This window comes from Escherichia sp. 93.1518 (assembly GCF_013368915.2).
Taxonomy (GTDB): Bacteria; Pseudomonadota; Gammaproteobacteria; order Enterobacterales; family Enterobacteriaceae; genus Escherichia; species Escherichia ruysiae.
In genome coordinates, this window is the sequence record NZ_JABWMT020000012.1 from 17064 (window position 1) to 34392 (window position 17329).

Sequence of the window (17329 nt, forward strand, 5' to 3'; positions counted from 1 at the left end):
TCACATCCTCACTCAGGCGATTACGCCCAGTTGTTTACCAATACGCGTGAACGCTTCTACCGCACGCGTAATTTGCTCAGGGGTATGCGCCGCAGACATCTGGGTTCGAATACGCGCCTGACCTTTCGGTACGACCGGATAGAAGAAACCGGTGACGTAAATGCCCTCTTTTTGCAGCTCGCGGGCAAATTTTTGCGCCACTACCGCATCGCCAAGCATGACCGGAATAATGGCGTGATCGGCTCCCGCCAGGGTAAAGCCCGCCGCCGACATTTGCTCACGGAACTGACGCGCGTTAGCCCACAGGCGGTCACGCAGTTCGCTGCCCGCTTCGACCATCTCCAGCACTTTAATGGAAGCGGCGACAATGGCTGGTGCCAGTGAGTTGGAGAACAGGTACGGACGAGAACGCTGGCGCAGCCACTCAACCACTTCTTTGCGCGCCGCAGTGTAACCGCCGGAAGCACCACCTAAGGCTTTACCCAGCGTGCCGGTGATAATATCGACACGACCCATCACATCGCAGTATTCATGGGAACCACGACCGTTTTCACCGACAAAACCAACCGCGTGGGAGTCATCCACCATCACCAGCGCATCGTAAATATCTGCCAAATCGCAAACGCCTTTCAGGTTGGCAATCACGCCGTCCATCGAGAACACGCCGTCGGTGGCGATCAGCACATGACGCGCCCCGGCTTCACGCGCTTCTTTTAAACGCGCTTCCAGCTCCTGCATATTGTTGTTGGCATAGCGATAACGTTTGGCTTTGCACAGACGCACACCATCAATAATAGACGCGTGGTTCAGTGCGTCGGAGATAATGGCGTCTTCCGCGCCCAGCAGCGTTTCAAACAGGCCGCCGTTGGCATCAAAACAGGAAGAGTAGAGAATCGCATCTTCCATACCCAGGAATGCCGCCAGTTTCTGCTCAAGCTCTTTATGGCTATCCTGAGTGCCGCAGATAAAACGTACTGAAGCCATGCCGAAACCATGAGAATCCATTCCCGCTTTTGCCGCCGCAATCAGCTCTGGGTGGTTCGCCAACCCAAGATAGTTATTGGCACAAAAGTTGATGACGTGGCTTCCATCAGCCACAGTGATGTCTGCTTGCTGCGCAGACGTGATAATGCGCTCTTCTTTAAACAACCCTTCCGCCCGTGCGGTTTCCAGGTCGTTGGTTAACTGCTGATAAAATTCTCCACGCATTGCGATTCTCCAGACAGGGCAAATTCCAGCACATATTACCCAAACTTATAGGTCGCGACGAGATGACGCGTTAACACTTCTGTAAAATTTAGAATAAATAACGCCCATCACTCTCACTTTCGGCGAATGGCTGAAGCCAACGTCGTGTAGTGATATGATAGAAGTATTCGTGTCTGAGATTGTCTCTGACTCCATAATTCGAAGGTTACAGTTATGATCATCGTTACCGGCGGCGCGGGCTTTATCGGCAGCAACATCGTTAAGGCCCTGAATGATAAAGGCATCACCGATATTCTGGTGGTGGACAACCTGAAAGACGGCACCAAGTTTGTGAACCTGGTGGATCTGAATATCGCGGACTATATGGATAAGGAAGACTTCCTGATCCAGATTATGGCTGGCGAAGAGTTCGGCGATGTCGAAGCGATTTTCCACGAAGGCGCGTGCTCATCCACCACCGAGTGGGATGGCAAGTATATGATGGATAACAACTATCAATACTCCAAAGAGCTGCTGCACTACTGTCTGGAGCGCGAAATTCCGTTCCTGTATGCATCTTCCGCAGCAACCTATGGCGGACGCACCTCCGACTTTATTGAATCCCGCGAATACGAAAAACCACTGAACGTCTACGGTTACTCAAAATTCCTGTTTGATGAATATGTTCGTCAAATTCTGCCAGAAGCGAACTCGCAGATTGTTGGCTTCCGTTATTTCAACGTTTATGGGCCGCGTGAAGGTCATAAAGGCAGCATGGCGAGCGTCGCTTTCCATCTCAACACCCAGCTTAACAACGGTGAATCACCGAAACTGTTCGAAGGTAGCGAGAACTTTAAACGCGACTTCGTCTACGTGGGCGACGTGGCAGATGTGAATCTGTGGTTCCTGGAAAATGGCGTTTCCGGCATCTTCAACCTCGGTACTGGTCGTGCAGAATCCTTCCAGGCCGTAGCAGATGCTACGCTTGCTTATCACAAGAAAGGTCAGATCGAATACATTCCGTTCCCGGATAAACTGAAAGGCCGCTATCAGGCGTTTACTCAGGCGGATCTGACTAATCTGCGCGCGGCGGGTTACGACAAACCGTTCAAAACCGTTGCTGAAGGTGTAACGGAATATATGGCCTGGCTGAATCGCGACGCGTAACTATGAAGATTTTGGTGATAGGCCCGTCTTGGGTTGGCGACATGATGATGTCGCAAAGTCTCTATCGCACGCTCCAGGCGCGCTATCCCCAGGCAATAATCGACGTGATGGCACCGGCGTGGTGCCGTCCGTTATTGTCGCGGATGCCGGAAGTTAACGAAGCTATCCCTATGCCCCTCGGTCACGGGGCGCTGGAGATCAGCGAACGCCGTAAGCTGGGACATAGCCTGCGCGAAAAACGTTACGACCGCGCCTACGTTTTACCCAACTCCTTTAAATCCGCATTAGTGCCTTTCTTCGCAGGGATTCCACATCGCACCGGCTGGCGCGGTGAAATGCGCTACGGTTTACTCAACGACGTGCGCGTGCTTGATAAAGAAGACTGGCCGCTAATGGTGGAACGCTATGTCGCGCTGGCCTATGACAAAGGCGTAATGCGTACCGCACAAGATCTACCAAAACCGTTGTTATGGCCGCAATTGCAGGTGAGCGAAGGTGAAAAATCGTATACCTGTAACCAATTTTCCCTCTCATCAGAACGTCCGATGATTGGCTTTTGCCCGGGCGCGGAGTTTGGCCCGGCAAAACGCTGGCCGCACTACCATTACGCAGAACTGGCAAAACAGCTAATTGATGAAGGTTATCAGGTGGTTCTGTTTGGTTCGGCGAAAGATCATGAGGCGGGCAATGAGATACTCGCTGCACTGAATACCGAGCAGCAGGCATGGTGTCGTAATCTGGCGGGAGAAACACAGCTTGATCAAGCCGTTATTCTGATTGCGGCCTGTAAAGCCATTGTCACCAACGATTCCGGCCTGATGCACGTCGCAGCAGCACTGAATCGTCCGCTGGTCGCACTGTATGGGCCAAGCAGCCCGGACTTTACGCCGCCGCTTTCTCATAAAGCGCGAGTAATTCGTCTGATTACTGGCTACCACAAAGTGCGTAAAGGCGATGCCGCAGAAGGGTATCACCAGAGTCTGATCGACATTACGCCACAGCGCGTGCTGGAAGAACTCAACGCACTGTTGTTACAAGAGGAAGCCTGACGGATGCGGGTTCTTATCGTCAAAACATCGTCGATGGGCGATGTCCTCCATACGCTGCCCGCGCTAACCGATGCACAGCAGGCAATCCCTGGAATAAAGTTTGATTGGGTGGTGGAAGAAGGCTTTGCACAGATCCCTTCCTGGCACGCCGCCGTTGAACGGGTTATTCCGGTAGCGATACGTCGCTGGCGTAAAGCGTGGTTTTCCGCCCCTATTAAAGCGGAGCGGAAAGCGTTTCGTGAAACGCTACAGGCAGAAAACTATGACGCGATTATTGATGCGCAAGGGCTGGTAAAAAGTGCCGCGCTGGTGACACGTCTGGCGCATGGCATTAAGCATGGAATGGACTGGCAAACCGCTCGCGAACCACTGGCAAGCCTGTTTTACAATCGCAAGCATCATATTGCAAAACAGCAGCACGCCGTAGAGCGCACCCGTGAGCTGTTCGCCAAAAGCCTGGGTTACAGCAAACCACAGACTCAGGGCGACTATGCCATTGCGCAGCATTTCCTGGCTAACCTGCCGACGGATGCTGGCGAATATGCCGTATTTCTTCATGCGACGACCCGTGATGATAAACACTGGCCGGAAGAACACTGGCGAGAATTAATTGGTTTACTGGCAGGTTCAGGGATTCGCATTAAACTTCCCTGGGGCGCGCCACATGAAGAAGCGCGGGCGAAAAGGCTGGCAGAAGGATTTGATTATGTCGACGTATTGCCGAAGATGAGTCTGGAAGGTGTTGCCAGCGTGCTGGCCGGGGCGAAATTCGTGGTCTCGGTGGATACGGGATTAAGCCATTTAACTGCGGCTCTGGATAAACCCAATATTACTGTATATGGACCGACCGATCCGGGATTAATTGGCGGATATGGAAAGAATCAGGTGGTTTGTAGGGCGCCGGATAAAGATCTCGCTCATCTGACTGCAGAAACAGTATTAAAAAAAACCAAGTCCTGATTAACACATTATATATTATTTAAGATGGTGGATAAGCAATGTTAACAGCCTCGCTGGCGCTGCGTAATAAAGAGAACTGGAAACCATACTGGAATAAAGCGTTGGTATTCCTCTTTATTGCAACCTTTTTCCTTGATGGCATTACCCGTTATAAGCATATTATATCAGTATTAATGATCATCACGGTAATCTATCAAGTTTCTCGTGCTCCAGGAACATTTAAAGCACTCTATAAAAATAATCTTTTTTATAGTGTCATAGCACTGTCGCTCATTCTTTTATATGCCACATTCATATCACCTGACCTGAAAATAAGTTTTAAAGAATTCAGTAACACGGTACTTAAAGGATTTTTGGCATATAGTTTACTTATACCCGCATTATTAAAAGATGAAGATAATGAAAGCATTGGTAAAATTGTACTATACTCATTAGTTACCGGACTTGGGTTGCGCTGCCTTGTTGAAATTATTCTCTATATTCAAGATTATAATAAAGGGATAATGCCATTTACGACCTATGAGCACCGTAGTATTTCCGACTCAATGGTATTTTTGTTTCCTGCATTATTAAACCTTTGGTTTATCAAGAAAACATCTTATAAAATAGGTTTTATAATTTTTAGTGCAGTCTTCTTATTTCTGCTTTTAGGAACGCTCTCCCGTGGTGCGTGGCTGGCTGTATTCATTGTTACCCTGCTATGGTTAATCTTAAATCGCCAGTGGAAATTACTGATGATGACATCCATCGTCATTTCTGTTGCAGCGGCGTGTGTATTTGTTTATAAAGCTGATGATGCTGATAAAGATAGACTTATTTATAAACTTCAACAGACTGACAGTTCTTATCGCTATACCAATGGTACACAGGGTACGGCGTGGACATTAATTATGGAAAATCCGCTTAAGGGATATGGCTACGGCGATGATATTTACCATGCAATATATAATCAGCGTGTCGTAGATTTTCCGTCATGGACGTTCAGGCAATCCATTGGACCACACAACGTTGTTTTATCAATTTGGTTTGCAGCAGGTTTAGCTGGACTACTCGCTTTGCTTTATCTGTATGGCTCTATTATTAAAGAAACAGCTAATGCAACCTTTAAAAAAGTTGTGGTCACTCCTTATAATGGTCAATTACTACTATTTTTAACTCTTGTAGGTTTTTATATTATTCGAGGCAACTTCGAGGAAGTTGATCTTAAACCAATTGGCTTAATTGTTGGTTTACTGTTAGCAATGCGGAATAAATAAAAAAAAAAGCCTGCCTGACATTAAGTTCAGGCAGGCTCTTAAAATCAAATAATTGTTTAACCAAACCAGTCTTGCATTTGTGCTTCAAAGCACTGAGTTACATGTTCCCAGCTATATTTTGAGAAAACAAAATTCCGGGCATTTTCAGCAAGTTGCTCTCTGTTAGCATCAGCTAAAACTCGCTTAATATCCGCGAAAATACTTTCAGATGTCATAGGCTCTGCAAGGTGATAGCCTGTAATTCCTTCCAGAACAAACTCACTGATTCCACCTTTTTGACTGGCAAGTACAGGTTTACCTGCCGCCATCGCTTCAACAGCTACCATACAAAAAGCCTCTTCTACCTGAGAAGGCACAATAACTAAATCAGCTAAACGGTAATAATTATGCATCTGCTCTGGTGACTGTCCACCCGCCATAATGCATTGCGCACCAATAGCTTTCGCTGCATCCAGAACTTTTTTCTGATATTCAGCTTTTTCACCTTTTTTACTGGCAAAAGGATCACCGACGATCACCAGTTTGAGGTTATCTTGTGTCTTATTCAGCTGATTAAAAGCCTCCATAAGCATCAGGCAACCTTTATCTGGCGATATCCTTCCTGCAAATAATAGCACAGTATCATTCGCATCAATGTTCAGCTTCTGCCTCAAATGTTCAGTATTATTTTGTCTATACGATTCAGAACAAAAACCATTAGGCACAATAGCAATAGTTGCATCAGGCATTTTTTCCGAATAAAAATCGAACAGAAACTGGCTAGGAACAATTATCTTTGCATTTTTGTCTAACTGACCAGGCTCGAAAGCATTATGAAGATGCATAACTAGCTGCGCTTGAGGACTTCTGTCACGAATCTGTTTATACAGCTTCATGCTATTGTGAATAACAATAACAGATTCTTTCAGATCAGCATTTTTAGGTTGAGTATTTAAAATACGCTGAGAATACGGCACAGGATCAAGTCGAGTCCACTTTTGAAAAAGTCGTTTATAGACTCGACTAAAACTAATGTAATGAATATCACAATTATCATTTACTTTTGTATAGGTCGGGTAACCATCATTTCGAATACAGGCGATAGTTGCTGGAATCGAAAGCCTTTTTGCTACCTGATAAATCCACGTTTCTACCGCTGCTGCTCCTTTTGGCGGTATAGAAAATATTGGCGTGACGGTAAATATTATTTTTTTAATCATTATTAAATAACCCCAATATTTTTATAAAATAACGTAAACGAAAAAAAGATATTAGCTTATTTTATCAAACTACAAGACTCTTCAATTTCTGACGCTTTCATAAATGGAATAATATCATATTGAATCGCTGTATCATCAGACAAATTATAAATGTTAATATCTTCTACATTGTCACGCATAAAGCGGAAAAACGGTAAGATTTTGAATAAATCTCTACTCAACTCCGAAGGCATAGGATTCTTATCTTCGTCATAGAAACGCGAACAACTACCCGTTAAATCCAGGCCGGAACAAATGACCCGCGCATACTTCAGTGAATATGCGATTTGGATTGCAGCAAAAGCAATAGTATGGCATGAGCAATAACCAAGACTAATGTCCTTGCAAAATCCGACCAGCCGGCCTTTTTTAGATAACGGTACAGAGATCAGCAGCTCTTTATGAATCTGACTTAATATGTTGAATTTAATCTTCTTTATAAATCCACCTTTTTCTCTACGGTAAAATGACCGTAGTACGAGACAATTCTGGAGGATATAAAGTTTATCTTCTTCGGAGGCGTGTTCATAAACGTCAACGTTTACGATGGTATAACGACTTCTCTGGCTAAAATTATAAAAATCATCACGACGCTGATGTAAAAAACGAACATCTGTAAGTACATAAATAAAGGGAACAATATTATGACTTAACAGATATTGCGCAGAACCATTGACAGCAATAATATCCTTTGCCCGTAATATCGACAAAGGCGTCTTTTGCGATGTGGGACCAGATAGAAAAATAATAACATCATCAGATGTTTTATTTTCAATCAGGTTTTCAACATCCGTTTTGTCAATGTATCGAATATTCTTCATGATAAACCTGTGAAATAAATAACTCCGTATAAAAATGCCTAGCGAAGACGCGTAATTGTGGGATATTTCTGCTTTTAGCGTGCTGGTTTTCCTTTCAAACGCCGCATAATATTGCGCATTTTTTTACGATAAACTAAAAGATAATAACCAAGATCCTTAATCTCATTTTTAATACCGTAATGACGCTCTAAATCAAGACGGTCTTTCGCTTTCCGCTGCGCTGAAGCACGTTTCCCGGAGAGATCAATAATTCGAACTTCACCATTTTTTATAATGAAATTACCACGATGAGGATCACCAGAAACCATGCCATGTTGATGCAAGGCATTAATTGATTGCTGAATTTTATTTTTTAGCACATCATCAATATCGGGCATATCACACAACTCTATGCCATCAATATACTCGATAAGCATGATATATGTATGGACAAATCGTAAGGTTTTTCTCTCTGCTAATAAATAAAAATCGTTGAGAGTATGTAAACCTTCATTTCGCACTTTTTGGGTTTGTTCAAAAAGGCGTTCGTAATAATCACCTTTTAATAGAGATTTAAAAAACCGCTCGTTGCGTTTAATTTTTGGAGAAAATACCTTAAGCACCAACTTACCGTAATCGGTGTCAATAAGCATGACTTTTGTATCATCAATAGAACGAAACACTTTGATGATCTTAATATTATAAGATAAAAAGTCATTTAATACATTGAGGTACTTTGAATTGTTGTCATCAGTAAAAACAACAAAATCTTTAATCTTATTTTTCTGAATCATGATAAGCCAATTAAAGGTTATTTACTGTAATATTTTCGGTAAAGATAACGGACCCCTGCTATAACACCGGTTACGTAATGATGCTGGACTAACAAATGCTTATATCTTTTCTTAAATTCGATAACTGATTTTGCATCTCTGGGAGAATCATTTTTCCATGGCGAATTATCTAACGCTATTTTAAAATATTTTACCGATGGATAAATTGCCCATTTATGCCACGGTTTAGTTGCTCCTGTATAATGGATGAGAAGCGTGTTTTCTGTAATCAACTTTTTATAGTTTTGATGTGTTTTATCTTTTAATTCGCTTTTAATGGTATAAATAGTATTGAATTCACGAGGCAAAAATATTGTCATCCCTTTCAATAAAACATTCATAACATCTTGATCAGGATATTTATAAACATTATCTTTACTCATAAGAATAGATAATGCTTTCTCTGTTAGTTTTGCATTAGCCCATTTCTTTAAGTCTAAATAAACTACTCCTGAATTAAAGTAGTGTCCCCGTAGTTCAGGATCAGACAACCTGGATACCGCTTTTTCCTGCATTGGCTCAACATCTTTAACAACAGCAGCCACCGCTCCGTTTAAATCCAGATGCAGTAGTTGGCTAATATCACCCTTACAAACAACATCCGCATCAAGATAAAGTAAACGATCAAGCGTCAGGCCCAATAATTGAAACGCAAACAAACGAAAGTACATTGCTCTTGACCAGACCTGTGTACAAGGCAAGCACTGAAGCTTATCAGTATTAATTCTATAAAGCGTGATTCTTAATTGGTACTGCCTTGCAAGTTTTTCGACCTTTTGAAAAAAATCATCATTATAAACATCAGCAATAATATAAAAATCAAGATTAATATGTCGATTATTTAGGACAATTGATGTGATAGAAACACCTACACCATCAAGATAATTAGCATCGACACCATAGGCAACATTTAAACATTCAGAAGTATTTTTATTAGTTAGCCTAAAATCCCAGGCTTTAACTTTATCTATCTCTATGGCAGGAAATGAGTCCACAAGGCTACCCTTATATCATTACTTTATAGATTCCCAGTTTAATGCTTTATCTTTTTAATAAAATACAAAAGATAATTGCTAAATCCTTTTAGATATCTATGCTTTTTCAGCATATGTTTTGCGCTATACCTTAATTGATTGCTATTGTTTGGTTTCAGCAACGCCGTATTCTTCCATGGCGAAGCATTTTTTGCCTCCATAAAGGCTTGTGATACAGGATAATCCCAGGCCCAATCATGCCAGGGCTTGGTCGGACCAATATAATGGATAAAAATAGTATCGCTGGTTACTGGATTTTTAAAACTTTCTTTGAGCTGATAATTTAAACTAAACTGGGTATTGTATTTTATATCAGCAAAAATAAGTTTATTTGCCAGTAGCATATTTAATACATCCTGATCAGGATGTGTTATTTTTTTTACTATTTCCGGATCATTTAACATTGTAATGGCTCGTGCAGAAACCTGCTCAACTGCCCATTGGTTAGTATTGATCAATAAAAAACCGGAGTTAAAATAACCTTTAGCAATCCCCACAACACCTAACGAGTGTGCACGTTTTTCCCACCAGTCATTTTGTCCTTCGGTAACAACCATTGCGACTGTATGATCAGGAAACGTGAAATTAATAAGTGGTTCTATAGTTCCCTGACAAATGATATCTGCATCCAGATATAGAACTTTAGGTGTTTTATTGATAAAGTAATCTGCAATAACAAAACGAAAATAAATTGCATGAGTCCAGTTCTTGGTACTTGGCAATGAACGGAGCCGATCGCCATTAATTAAATATACCTTAATCCTGGTTTTATATTGCTGAGCCAGAGCATCAAAATATTTCTGTTCATCTTCACAAAAATAATCAGTGAAAATATGGAAACATAAGCGATTTCCTTCATTATATTTTAATATTGAAGCAATCGAAATTCCGCAACCAAAAAGAAAATTTTTGTCAGTTCCATAAGCAATATCCAGACAAAGATTTTCTGTTTCCACTTTATAATTGTAATCAATAACTGAATTGAGAAACTCAGTCTCCTGGAAAAAAACCTGCTGCATCATTCCCTCCGGGAAATAACAGAAATAATTATGTTTTGTAATCTGTCGTAATATTTCTGCTGGTAAAACTTATCAATCGATGCCGGAATTTTTTCATGTTCGATGTGAATTTCACCGGCTACGTATTTATTGAGAAGAGCGACAAAACCGGTCATATCACCCGGTTGATATAAATGACCATTAACATCAGGCTGGATGATGTCAGCAGGCCCGGAGATACAATCTGCACTGATACAAGGAATCCCCCACGATAAGGCTTCAAGTAGAGTCATAGGGAAACCTTCAAAAGATGACGTGAGTAATAACGCACTCACTTTTTTAATATCTTGCTGAACTAATTCCCAGGGATGTTGTTGCCAACCATACCAGACAATTCGATCATCAATATTTAACTCTCTACCATAAGCTTGGCATTTTTCGAAATCGGAACCATCTCCCAATACATGAAGTTTCCAGTCACCTTGCACTTGTGATAAGCCATCAAGCAGATCTTTTACGCGCTTTTGACCTTCGAATTTCATGCGCCCGACATAAATGAAGGTTGCCGTTTCACCTTCCTCGGGTGCGGGAATGACGGAATCTTTCGCTTCGACAGGGTTAAAAATAACGTTTATCGTCGATTCTGGTACACCCCGGTTAATCATTTGTTGTTTAATACCGGAGCTGATTGCTAAATGATAGTCGGCACAGGTGATATATTCAGCATGTTTTTTATGATCTAAAGAAAAATGCGGCCATGAAAATACAGGTACATCAACTCCAGATTTTTTACGCGCTTTTGCCGCATACAAACATGAGATCACATCAATACAAATAACAACATCTGGCTGATAATCCTGAAGCCATTTGCTTAAAGCATGAATATGCTTCGCCCGACGTAAAAAACCTAAGCGAATGTTGGAAAATGAACACGAGTACTTAATACCTTCCAGCCATCCCTTATCCATTTTGTCGTTACGGCAAAAGAAAAACATTTCACTTTGGATATTTTGTTGTCTGAAGGTGGTAATAACATCTCGAATGACTGTTTCCATACCACCAAATCCTGAAACAGCTTCGCCGATAAACGCTATTTTCATAATTATATTAATTTTCCATCTAAATTTTCACACCGAATAATTTAGCGCGAAGATAATGGTAATAGTAAGAAATGGCTTTGCTATATTTCCCTTCGGCCCAATATACTTTAGCTTTTAACCTAATATCACTTGATGATGGTGCTAACATCCTTTTATGATATTTCCACGGTGAATTATAAAAATAATGTTCAAAGTTTTTGGCTCTAAATATTTTATACCATGGTTTATTTTGAGTGACATAATGCATTATGATTGTGTTGGATAAGTTTTTTTGTTCTTGATCACATATTACTGATAATGTTGTTTTATTATTATATTTTTTATCGATGTAATATAAGCGTCCATTGAGCAAAATATTTAACACATCCTGGTCTGCGTACCTATATACCTTCCCATTGTTGATCATCTCCAGCGCCTTTTGTGTTATATTTTCTTTTTTCCACGCGCTGATATTAATAAGCATAACTCCAGCATTAAAATAATTTATAAAATCAATACCATAGTCTAATTTTTTCACACGATCTTGCATATCTGGTGAGTCAGAGATGACACATGCTATATAATCTTTTAAATCGTAATCAACGAGTTCATATAAAGAACCATTACATATAATATCACAATCAAGATAAAGTATATTTGTTATTTTATCATCGACAACTTCTGGAATTAAAAAACGCAAACATGTTGATAAAGGAATTCCCAGAACCAGAGTGTCCGGATTAATGTCAAATTTATCTGTCACATGATATATTGATATTGCCGTATTTGGTCCCTCTAGCTCTAAAAATATTGAGCATTCGCTTTCGCTTATTCCTGAAACAAGAAGGTGAAAATGCAGATTAATATTACTATTATTTGAAATAATTGAATATAATGCAACGCCCGCCGGCATTATGAAACCACGGTCAAAGCATAATGCGATATGCAAATGTTTAACATTCGATATTTCGTGTCGAAATAAATCTTGTTTCTTAGCAACGAAGCTTCTAAGATTTAACAATTTTTAAACCCTTATTATAAGCAATGAATATTTAAAGCTTTTTCCTTAATGTTCTTTCTTTTATTTTTTGCGCCTTAACTTCTGCTTTTTTAATCAAGTTAACTTCCTGTAATAAAACTTCGCGTAAAGGCATCCCAAAATAAACCTTCATAAATCGCCATATATCTCTTTGCGTCAGGCCAATATTCATCGATGAAAAATATAGACCAATCAAATCTTTATCCCGCCAACGACGTGGTACTTTTTCCCGTATCTGCGCACGATGCAGGTCTATTACCGAAATTTTTAATTCATCTTCCCGGCCAGTGAACGGTAAATGAAGCAAAAAGTGGCAGATATAACAATCACGGTGATTTATTCCTGCTGCGTGCATTTTACGCACCATGGTTGCCACTCGTGTAATCAGCATACGCTTAACACGTATATCAGGAGGATTAATTGCCCAATCTGCACAATAATCTTCAAGGCTAATCGTAGGAGTGAGATCTTCGGTAATAATAAATGATGTGCGGGTTAATGGATTTAACCCTTTTTCACCAAACCCTATGCCGTGCATCGTATCAACACCGACATCATGCAGTCGATGAATAGCGTGCCACTCTCTGTCTGCGCCTAAAACTGGCATACGCAATGAGAGCAGGTTTTTTATAATTTCTTTTAAGGTCGTACCTTTGTGCCATTTAAGGAAATAGCTTTTCCCAGCCAGTTCAAAACGTAATGTTCGACGTGTCTCGAGTTCGCGAAAGACTTCGCCATTCAGTTTTTTAACTTCTGTAAAAGCATCTTTACCACGCCAAAGTGTGGCAAGCGGCTCTTTTAATTCAACCATCTAAACCACCTGTAATGATATCTGCGGCTTTCTCTGGCAGGCTGTACAAATCCTGAGTATCGGCATAATGGCGAGCATTCTCCGCCCAGGCCATTCGTAACGAATGCTGTGTTAACGCTTTGCGTAAGATCGCATTTAATTCTTCCTGACGGAATGGTTCCGCGATAACTGCTCCACAATTAGCATCTGCAATATAATGCGCGTATCCACATACTGCGGTGGTCAAAACAGGTAATCCAGCGGTAATCGCCTCAAGGAGAACAATACCTGCAGCTTCCTGGTAAGCGGGATGCAGTAAGAGATCTGCCGCAGCCATTAATTCAGACACGTCATTCCTCCCGGAAAAGAAATGCACGTTGCTACGTACCCCAAGTTTTTCTGCCAGCACTTCAAATTTGCGTGGTTTATCCTGACCAACGACAAACAAAAGCGTATTGTGGCGTAATGATTCCGGTAACGATGCCAAAGCCTTAATTGAGCGATCCACACCTTTACGACCGAAATCTGACCCAACCTGTAGCAATAAATTTTGTTGTTCGGTTATGCCATTTTTCTGACGATATATTTCACGACTGTTTGGGATTTGCTCGCTGTATTTCCTGTCCGGATAGATGCCGGGGGGAAGAATTTGAAAACGTTCTGGTTCAGTCTGGTAATGCTTCTGGAAATCGGCGATTTGCTTATCGGTCAGCATCATGAGTTTCGTCGATTTACCATGTTCGAAAGTCGCTCGCTCAAATGCAGCATAATGGCGATAGCGTGATGTTAAACGATAGAAAAATCCCTTTTCTTGCGCCACTTTCTCGGCATAACAGACATCGGCGGCAAAATAGACATCCAGCCCAGGCATCTTATTAAACCCAACGACACGATCAGCAGGATGTACCTTCAGATGGTTTTGAACCCAGGCATAATATTCTGCATTACGTCCATGGTTAGTATGGGATTTAACCGGTACGCGAATAAGCTCAAATGATTCCGGACAATCGCCTTCCCACGACTGTGTATATACACGAACATGGTGGCCCCGTGCGGCAACTGTTGACGCAATACGCATAAAGTCCCGCTGTAGACCACCAAATGGAAAATATTTATATAAACAAAACGCCACGATCATAATTATGCATTCCTGTTAGCTGAAGGAGCATCTTCTGGCAACAGCTTTTCCGTAGCGGCAATGACATCTTCCGCTGGAATAACAGAAAGATATTTTTTGTTGCGGTCAAGTTCGTGCCGGGTAGGCATTTGTTGATAATTACCCGCCCAGAACTGAATAATATTATCGGTCCATGGACGCCAGAATACATGATCAGTGGCCCCAAATAGGCTAATAACTGGCGTCTTCACCGCCGCCGCAATATGCCCTGGCGCAGAATCCACACCAATAAAGAGTACGGCATGATCAATTAACGCACCCAGTTCAGGAAACCGTGTTTTACCTGCAAGGCCAGTGATAGGTTTTGTTTGGCAGCCTTGCGCTATTTCATCTACACAGGCGAGATCATCTGCCGAAGGCCCACAGGTCAGCACAACCTGATAACCGCGCCGTTGCAAAGCATCGATAACCATAGAAAACTTATCGTTATCCCAGCACTTAAATATCTGACGAGCTGTCGGTTGGATGACGACATAATGATCTTTCACGCCCAGAGCATCTAATTCCTGCCGCATTTTCTTCCAGCAATCCTCGGCGTAACTCATTGTTGTGTCGGTGTAGAAATCGGTAATACCTAATGGCTCAAGGACCGATAAATTACGCTCAACAATATGTGTACCGTGTATTGGCGCTAAGTGTGTAAAGCTTTTTTTCCAAATACTATGCTGCCGATGACCATAAAGTTGCGATATTTTCATACGTGCAGGTAAACAACGTACCAGCAGTGCTACCATCCATTGATCCGTAAGATTAATGACCAGGTCATAATTATTCGCACGCAGAGTTTTTATCAACGAAAGCACATTTTTAATTTTATCGAATGTTCCCGCACCTTTATTGCTTATACCGTAGAGTGCATTAATTTCTGGGTTTTCAGATAAAATCGGAATTGTATCCTGGTAAAGCAGCATATCGATTTTTGCAGCGGGATAATTCTGCTTGAGTGTACTGATTACAGGAGTAGTTAATAACATATCTCCGTGATATCGCATCTTTATGACCAGGATATTTCGAAATGGCTTTTCCACTAGCGACTCTTTTGTATGATTGTCTGGTTAAGTTAAGCAGAAAAAAAGCACGCTACCGCCCCAGGCTCAACAGCTACCTGAATACTGATAACGCACTTACTTTGGCGTGCTAGTGTATCATTTCTTTCGCAGCAATCCGACCCGAATGTTTTTTATACACAAAATAGTTTTTAATCATAAAAATCATACAGATAAAAAAGAATATACAGATAATTCTGGTACGAACGATGCCTATATAGAGTTGCAAATTGGGTTGAGTTTCAATGAATCGCATAAAAATACAAAAAAACTGAAGATGTCGCGGCAGATCAGACCAAACAGAAGCTATTTAAGTCAAAAACGGGAAAAGTAATGGTAAAGCCCCAGCTAAATACATAGAATCCCCAGCACATCCATAAGTCAGCTATTTATTATGCTCGAATTGCTTTACACCGCCCTTCTCTACCTTATTCAGCCGTTGATCTGGATACGGCTCTGGGTGCGCGGACGTAAGGCTCCGGCCTATCGAAAACGCTGGGGTGAACGTTACGGTTTTTACCGCCATCCGCTGAAACCAGGCGGCATTATGCTGCACTCCGTCTCCGTCGGTGAAACCCTGGCGGCGATCCCGTTGGTGCGCGCGCTGCGTCATCGCTACCCTGATTTGCCGATTACTGTTACGACCATGACGCCAACCGGTTCGGAGCGCGTACAATCGGCGTTTGGGAAAGATGTTCAGCACGTTTATCTGCCTTACGATCTGCCCGATGCGCTTAACCGTTTCCTTAATAAAGTCGACCCTAAACTGGTGTTGATTATGGAAACCGAGCTATGGCCTAACCTGATTGCGGCGCTACATAAACGTAAAATTCCGCTGGTTATCGCCAACGCGCGACTTTCTGCTCGCTCTGCGGCAGGTTATGCAAAACTGGGCAAATTCGTTCGTCGCTTACTGCGTCGTATTACGCTGATTGCCGCCCAAAATGAAGAAGATGGCGCGCGTTTTGTGGCGCTGGGCGCAAAAAACAATCAGGTTACCGTTACCGGTAGCCTGAAATTCGATATCTCTGTAACGCCACAACTGGCTGCTAAAGCAGTAACGCTGCGCCGCCAGTGGGCACCGCATCGCCCGGTATGGATTGCCACCAGTACTCATGATGGTGAAGAGAGCGTGGTGATTGCCGCGCATCAGGCGCTGTTAAAGCAGTTCCCGAATTTATTGCTCATTCTTGTTCCACGCCATCCGGAACGCTTCCCGGATGCGATTAACCTGGTCCGCCAGGCTGGACTAAGCTATATCACACGCTCTTCCGGAGAAATCCCTTCCGCCAGTACACAAGTGGTAGTTGGCGATACGATGGGCGAGTTGATGTTGCTGTATGGCATTGCCGATCTCGCTTTTGTTGGCGGTTCATTGGTCGAACGCGGTGGGCATAATCCGCTGGAAGCCGCTGCACACGCCATTCCGGTACTGATGGGGCCGCATACCTTTAACTTTAAAGACATTTGCGCACGGCTGGAGCAGGCAAGCGGGCTGATTACCGTCACTGATGCCGCTACGCTTGCAAAAGAGATTTCCTCTTTACTCACCGACGCCGATTACCGTAGTTTTTATGGCCGTCATGCCGTTGAAGTGCTGTATCAAAACCAGGGCGCGCTGCAGCGTCTGCTTCAACTGCTGGAACCTTACCTGCCACCGAAAACGCATTGAGGT

Annotated in this window: 16 protein-coding genes; 5 read left to right on the forward strand and 11 right to left on the reverse strand. The window is 42.4% G+C overall.

Annotated features, from left to right (window positions below; translation table 11 throughout):
- Positions 1-12 precede the first annotated feature (12 nt).
- On the reverse strand, positions 13-1209 hold the full coding sequence (gene kbl, locus HEN21_RS10950; RefSeq protein ID WP_001213853.1) for a glycine C-acetyltransferase: 1197 nt from the start codon (positions 1207-1209) through the stop codon (positions 13-15).
- 213 nt (positions 1210-1422) lie between these two features.
- On the opposite strand from kbl, the gene rfaD reads away from it, so the two are divergent.
- The 4 genes from rfaD to rfaL are packed head-to-tail and all read left to right on the forward strand — an operon-like array spanning position 1423 to position 5620.
- Positions 1423-2355: an ADP-glyceromanno-heptose 6-epimerase gene (gene rfaD / locus HEN21_RS10955; protein ID WP_000587764.1), complete on the forward strand. Its 933-nt coding sequence runs from the start codon at positions 1423-1425 to the stop codon at positions 2353-2355.
- Positions 2356-2357: 2 nt separating this feature from the next.
- Complete coding sequence (gene rfaF, locus HEN21_RS10960; RefSeq protein WP_000699257.1) at positions 2358-3404, forward strand: ADP-heptose--LPS heptosyltransferase RfaF; 1047 nt, start codon at positions 2358-2360, stop codon at positions 3402-3404.
- Positions 3405-3407: 3 nt separating this feature from the next.
- On the forward strand, positions 3408-4364 hold the full coding sequence (gene rfaC, locus HEN21_RS10965) for a lipopolysaccharide heptosyltransferase RfaC (RefSeq protein WP_176252177.1): 957 nt from the start codon (positions 3408-3410) through the stop codon (positions 4362-4364).
- A gap of 38 nt (positions 4365-4402) precedes the next feature.
- Positions 4403-5620: an O-antigen ligase RfaL gene (rfaL, locus tag HEN21_RS10970; RefSeq protein WP_176252178.1), complete on the forward strand. Its 1218-nt coding sequence runs from the start codon at positions 4403-4405 to the stop codon at positions 5618-5620.
- Positions 5621-5676: 56 nt separating this feature from the next.
- Here the strand turns inward: rfaL and HEN21_RS10975 are convergent, their stop codons facing one another.
- The 10 genes from HEN21_RS10975 to rfaQ all read right to left on the reverse strand — a co-directional run bounded on the left by HEN21_RS10975 (position 5677) and on the right by rfaQ (position 15636).
- On the reverse strand, positions 5677-6819 hold the full coding sequence (locus HEN21_RS10975; RefSeq protein WP_176252179.1) for a lipopolysaccharide N-acetylglucosaminyltransferase: 1143 nt from the start codon (positions 6817-6819) through the stop codon (positions 5677-5679).
- A gap of 56 nt (positions 6820-6875) precedes the next feature.
- Positions 6876-7679, reverse strand: a complete 804-nt coding sequence (gene waaZ / locus HEN21_RS10980; RefSeq protein ID WP_176252180.1) for a 3-deoxy-D-manno-oct-2-ulosonate III transferase WaaZ — start codon at positions 7677-7679, stop codon at positions 6876-6878.
- 74 nt (positions 7680-7753) lie between these two features.
- Entirely contained in the window at positions 7754-8452 is a 699-nt protein-coding gene (gene rfaY, locus HEN21_RS10985) for a lipopolysaccharide core heptose(II) kinase RfaY (protein ID WP_000615157.1), read from the reverse strand.
- 17 nt (positions 8453-8469) lie between these two features.
- Positions 8470-9486, reverse strand: coding sequence for a lipopolysaccharide 1,2-glucosyltransferase RfaJ (rfaJ, locus tag HEN21_RS10990; protein ID WP_016159952.1), 1017 nt, complete (start codon positions 9484-9486; stop codon positions 8470-8472).
- A gap of 38 nt (positions 9487-9524) precedes the next feature.
- Positions 9525-10544 carry a lipopolysaccharide 3-alpha-galactosyltransferase gene (gene waaO / locus HEN21_RS10995; RefSeq protein ID WP_105287085.1) on the reverse strand — a complete coding sequence of 340 codons (1020 nt, stop codon included), beginning with the start codon at positions 10542-10544 and terminating at the stop codon, positions 9525-9527.
- Positions 10544-11623 (reverse strand): lipopolysaccharide 1,6-galactosyltransferase, encoded by a 1080-nt coding sequence (gene waaB, locus HEN21_RS11000; RefSeq protein WP_105287086.1) that lies wholly within the window; start codon positions 11621-11623, stop codon positions 10544-10546. The genes waaO and waaB overlap by 1 nt, the downstream gene beginning before the upstream one ends.
- 19 nt (positions 11624-11642) lie before the next feature.
- Positions 11643-12623, reverse strand: coding sequence for a glycosyltransferase family 8 protein (locus HEN21_RS11005; protein WP_021551653.1), 981 nt, complete (start codon positions 12621-12623; stop codon positions 11643-11645).
- Positions 12624-12654: 31 nt separating this feature from the next.
- A complete protein-coding gene (rfaP, locus tag HEN21_RS11010; protein WP_105287087.1) occupies positions 12655-13452 on the reverse strand; it encodes a lipopolysaccharide core heptose(I) kinase RfaP in 798 nt (265 codons plus the stop codon).
- Complete coding sequence (rfaG, locus tag HEN21_RS11015; RefSeq protein ID WP_105287088.1) at positions 13445-14569, reverse strand: lipopolysaccharide glucosyltransferase I; 1125 nt, start codon at positions 14567-14569, stop codon at positions 13445-13447. The genes rfaP and rfaG overlap by 8 nt, the downstream gene beginning before the upstream one ends.
- 2 nt (positions 14570-14571) lie before the next feature.
- Positions 14572-15636 carry a lipopolysaccharide core heptosyltransferase RfaQ gene (gene rfaQ, locus HEN21_RS11020; RefSeq protein ID WP_010351059.1) on the reverse strand — a complete coding sequence of 355 codons (1065 nt, stop codon included), beginning with the start codon at positions 15634-15636 and terminating at the stop codon, positions 14572-14574.
- Between the two features lie 412 nt (positions 15637-16048).
- On the opposite strand from rfaQ, the gene waaA reads away from it, so the two are divergent.
- A complete protein-coding gene (gene waaA / locus HEN21_RS11025; protein WP_000891556.1) occupies positions 16049-17326 on the forward strand; it encodes a lipid IV(A) 3-deoxy-D-manno-octulosonic acid transferase in 1278 nt (425 codons plus the stop codon).
- The last annotated feature ends 3 nt before the right edge of the window (positions 17327-17329 follow it).

Coding starts and splice junctions, on each gene's coding strand:
- waaA (WP_000891556.1), top strand. CDS start 16,049: ATGCTCGAATTGCTTTACACCGCCCTTCTCTACCTTATTCAGCCGTTG.
- rfaD (WP_000587764.1), top strand. CDS start 1,423: ATGATCATCGTTACCGGCGGCGCGGGCTTTATCGGCAGCAACATCGTT.
- waaB (WP_105287086.1), bottom strand. CDS start 11,623: ATGAAAATAGCGTTTATCGGCGAAGCTGTTTCAGGATTTGGTGGTATG.
- rfaY (WP_000615157.1), bottom strand. CDS start 8,452: ATGATTCAGAAAAATAAGATTAAAGATTTTGTTGTTTTTACTGATGAC.
- rfaG (WP_105287088.1), bottom strand. CDS start 14,569: ATGATCGTGGCGTTTTGTTTATATAAATATTTTCCATTTGGTGGTCTA.
- rfaC (WP_176252177.1), top strand. CDS start 3,408: ATGCGGGTTCTTATCGTCAAAACATCGTCGATGGGCGATGTCCTCCAT.
- rfaP (WP_105287087.1), bottom strand. CDS start 13,452: ATGGTTGAATTAAAAGAGCCGCTTGCCACACTTTGGCGTGGTAAAGAT.
- waaZ (WP_176252180.1), bottom strand. CDS start 7,679: ATGAAGAATATTCGATACATTGACAAAACGGATGTTGAAAACCTGATT.
- rfaL (WP_176252178.1), top strand. CDS start 4,403: ATGTTAACAGCCTCGCTGGCGCTGCGTAATAAAGAGAACTGGAAACCA.
- kbl (WP_001213853.1), bottom strand. CDS start 1,209: ATGCGTGGAGAATTTTATCAGCAGTTAACCAACGACCTGGAAACCGCA.
- HEN21_RS10975 (WP_176252179.1), bottom strand. CDS start 6,819: ATGATTAAAAAAATAATATTTACCGTCACGCCAATATTTTCTATACCG.
- waaO (WP_105287085.1), bottom strand. CDS start 10,544: ATGCAGCAGGTTTTTTTCCAGGAGACTGAGTTTCTCAATTCAGTTATT.
- rfaF (WP_000699257.1), top strand. CDS start 2,358: ATGAAGATTTTGGTGATAGGCCCGTCTTGGGTTGGCGACATGATGATG.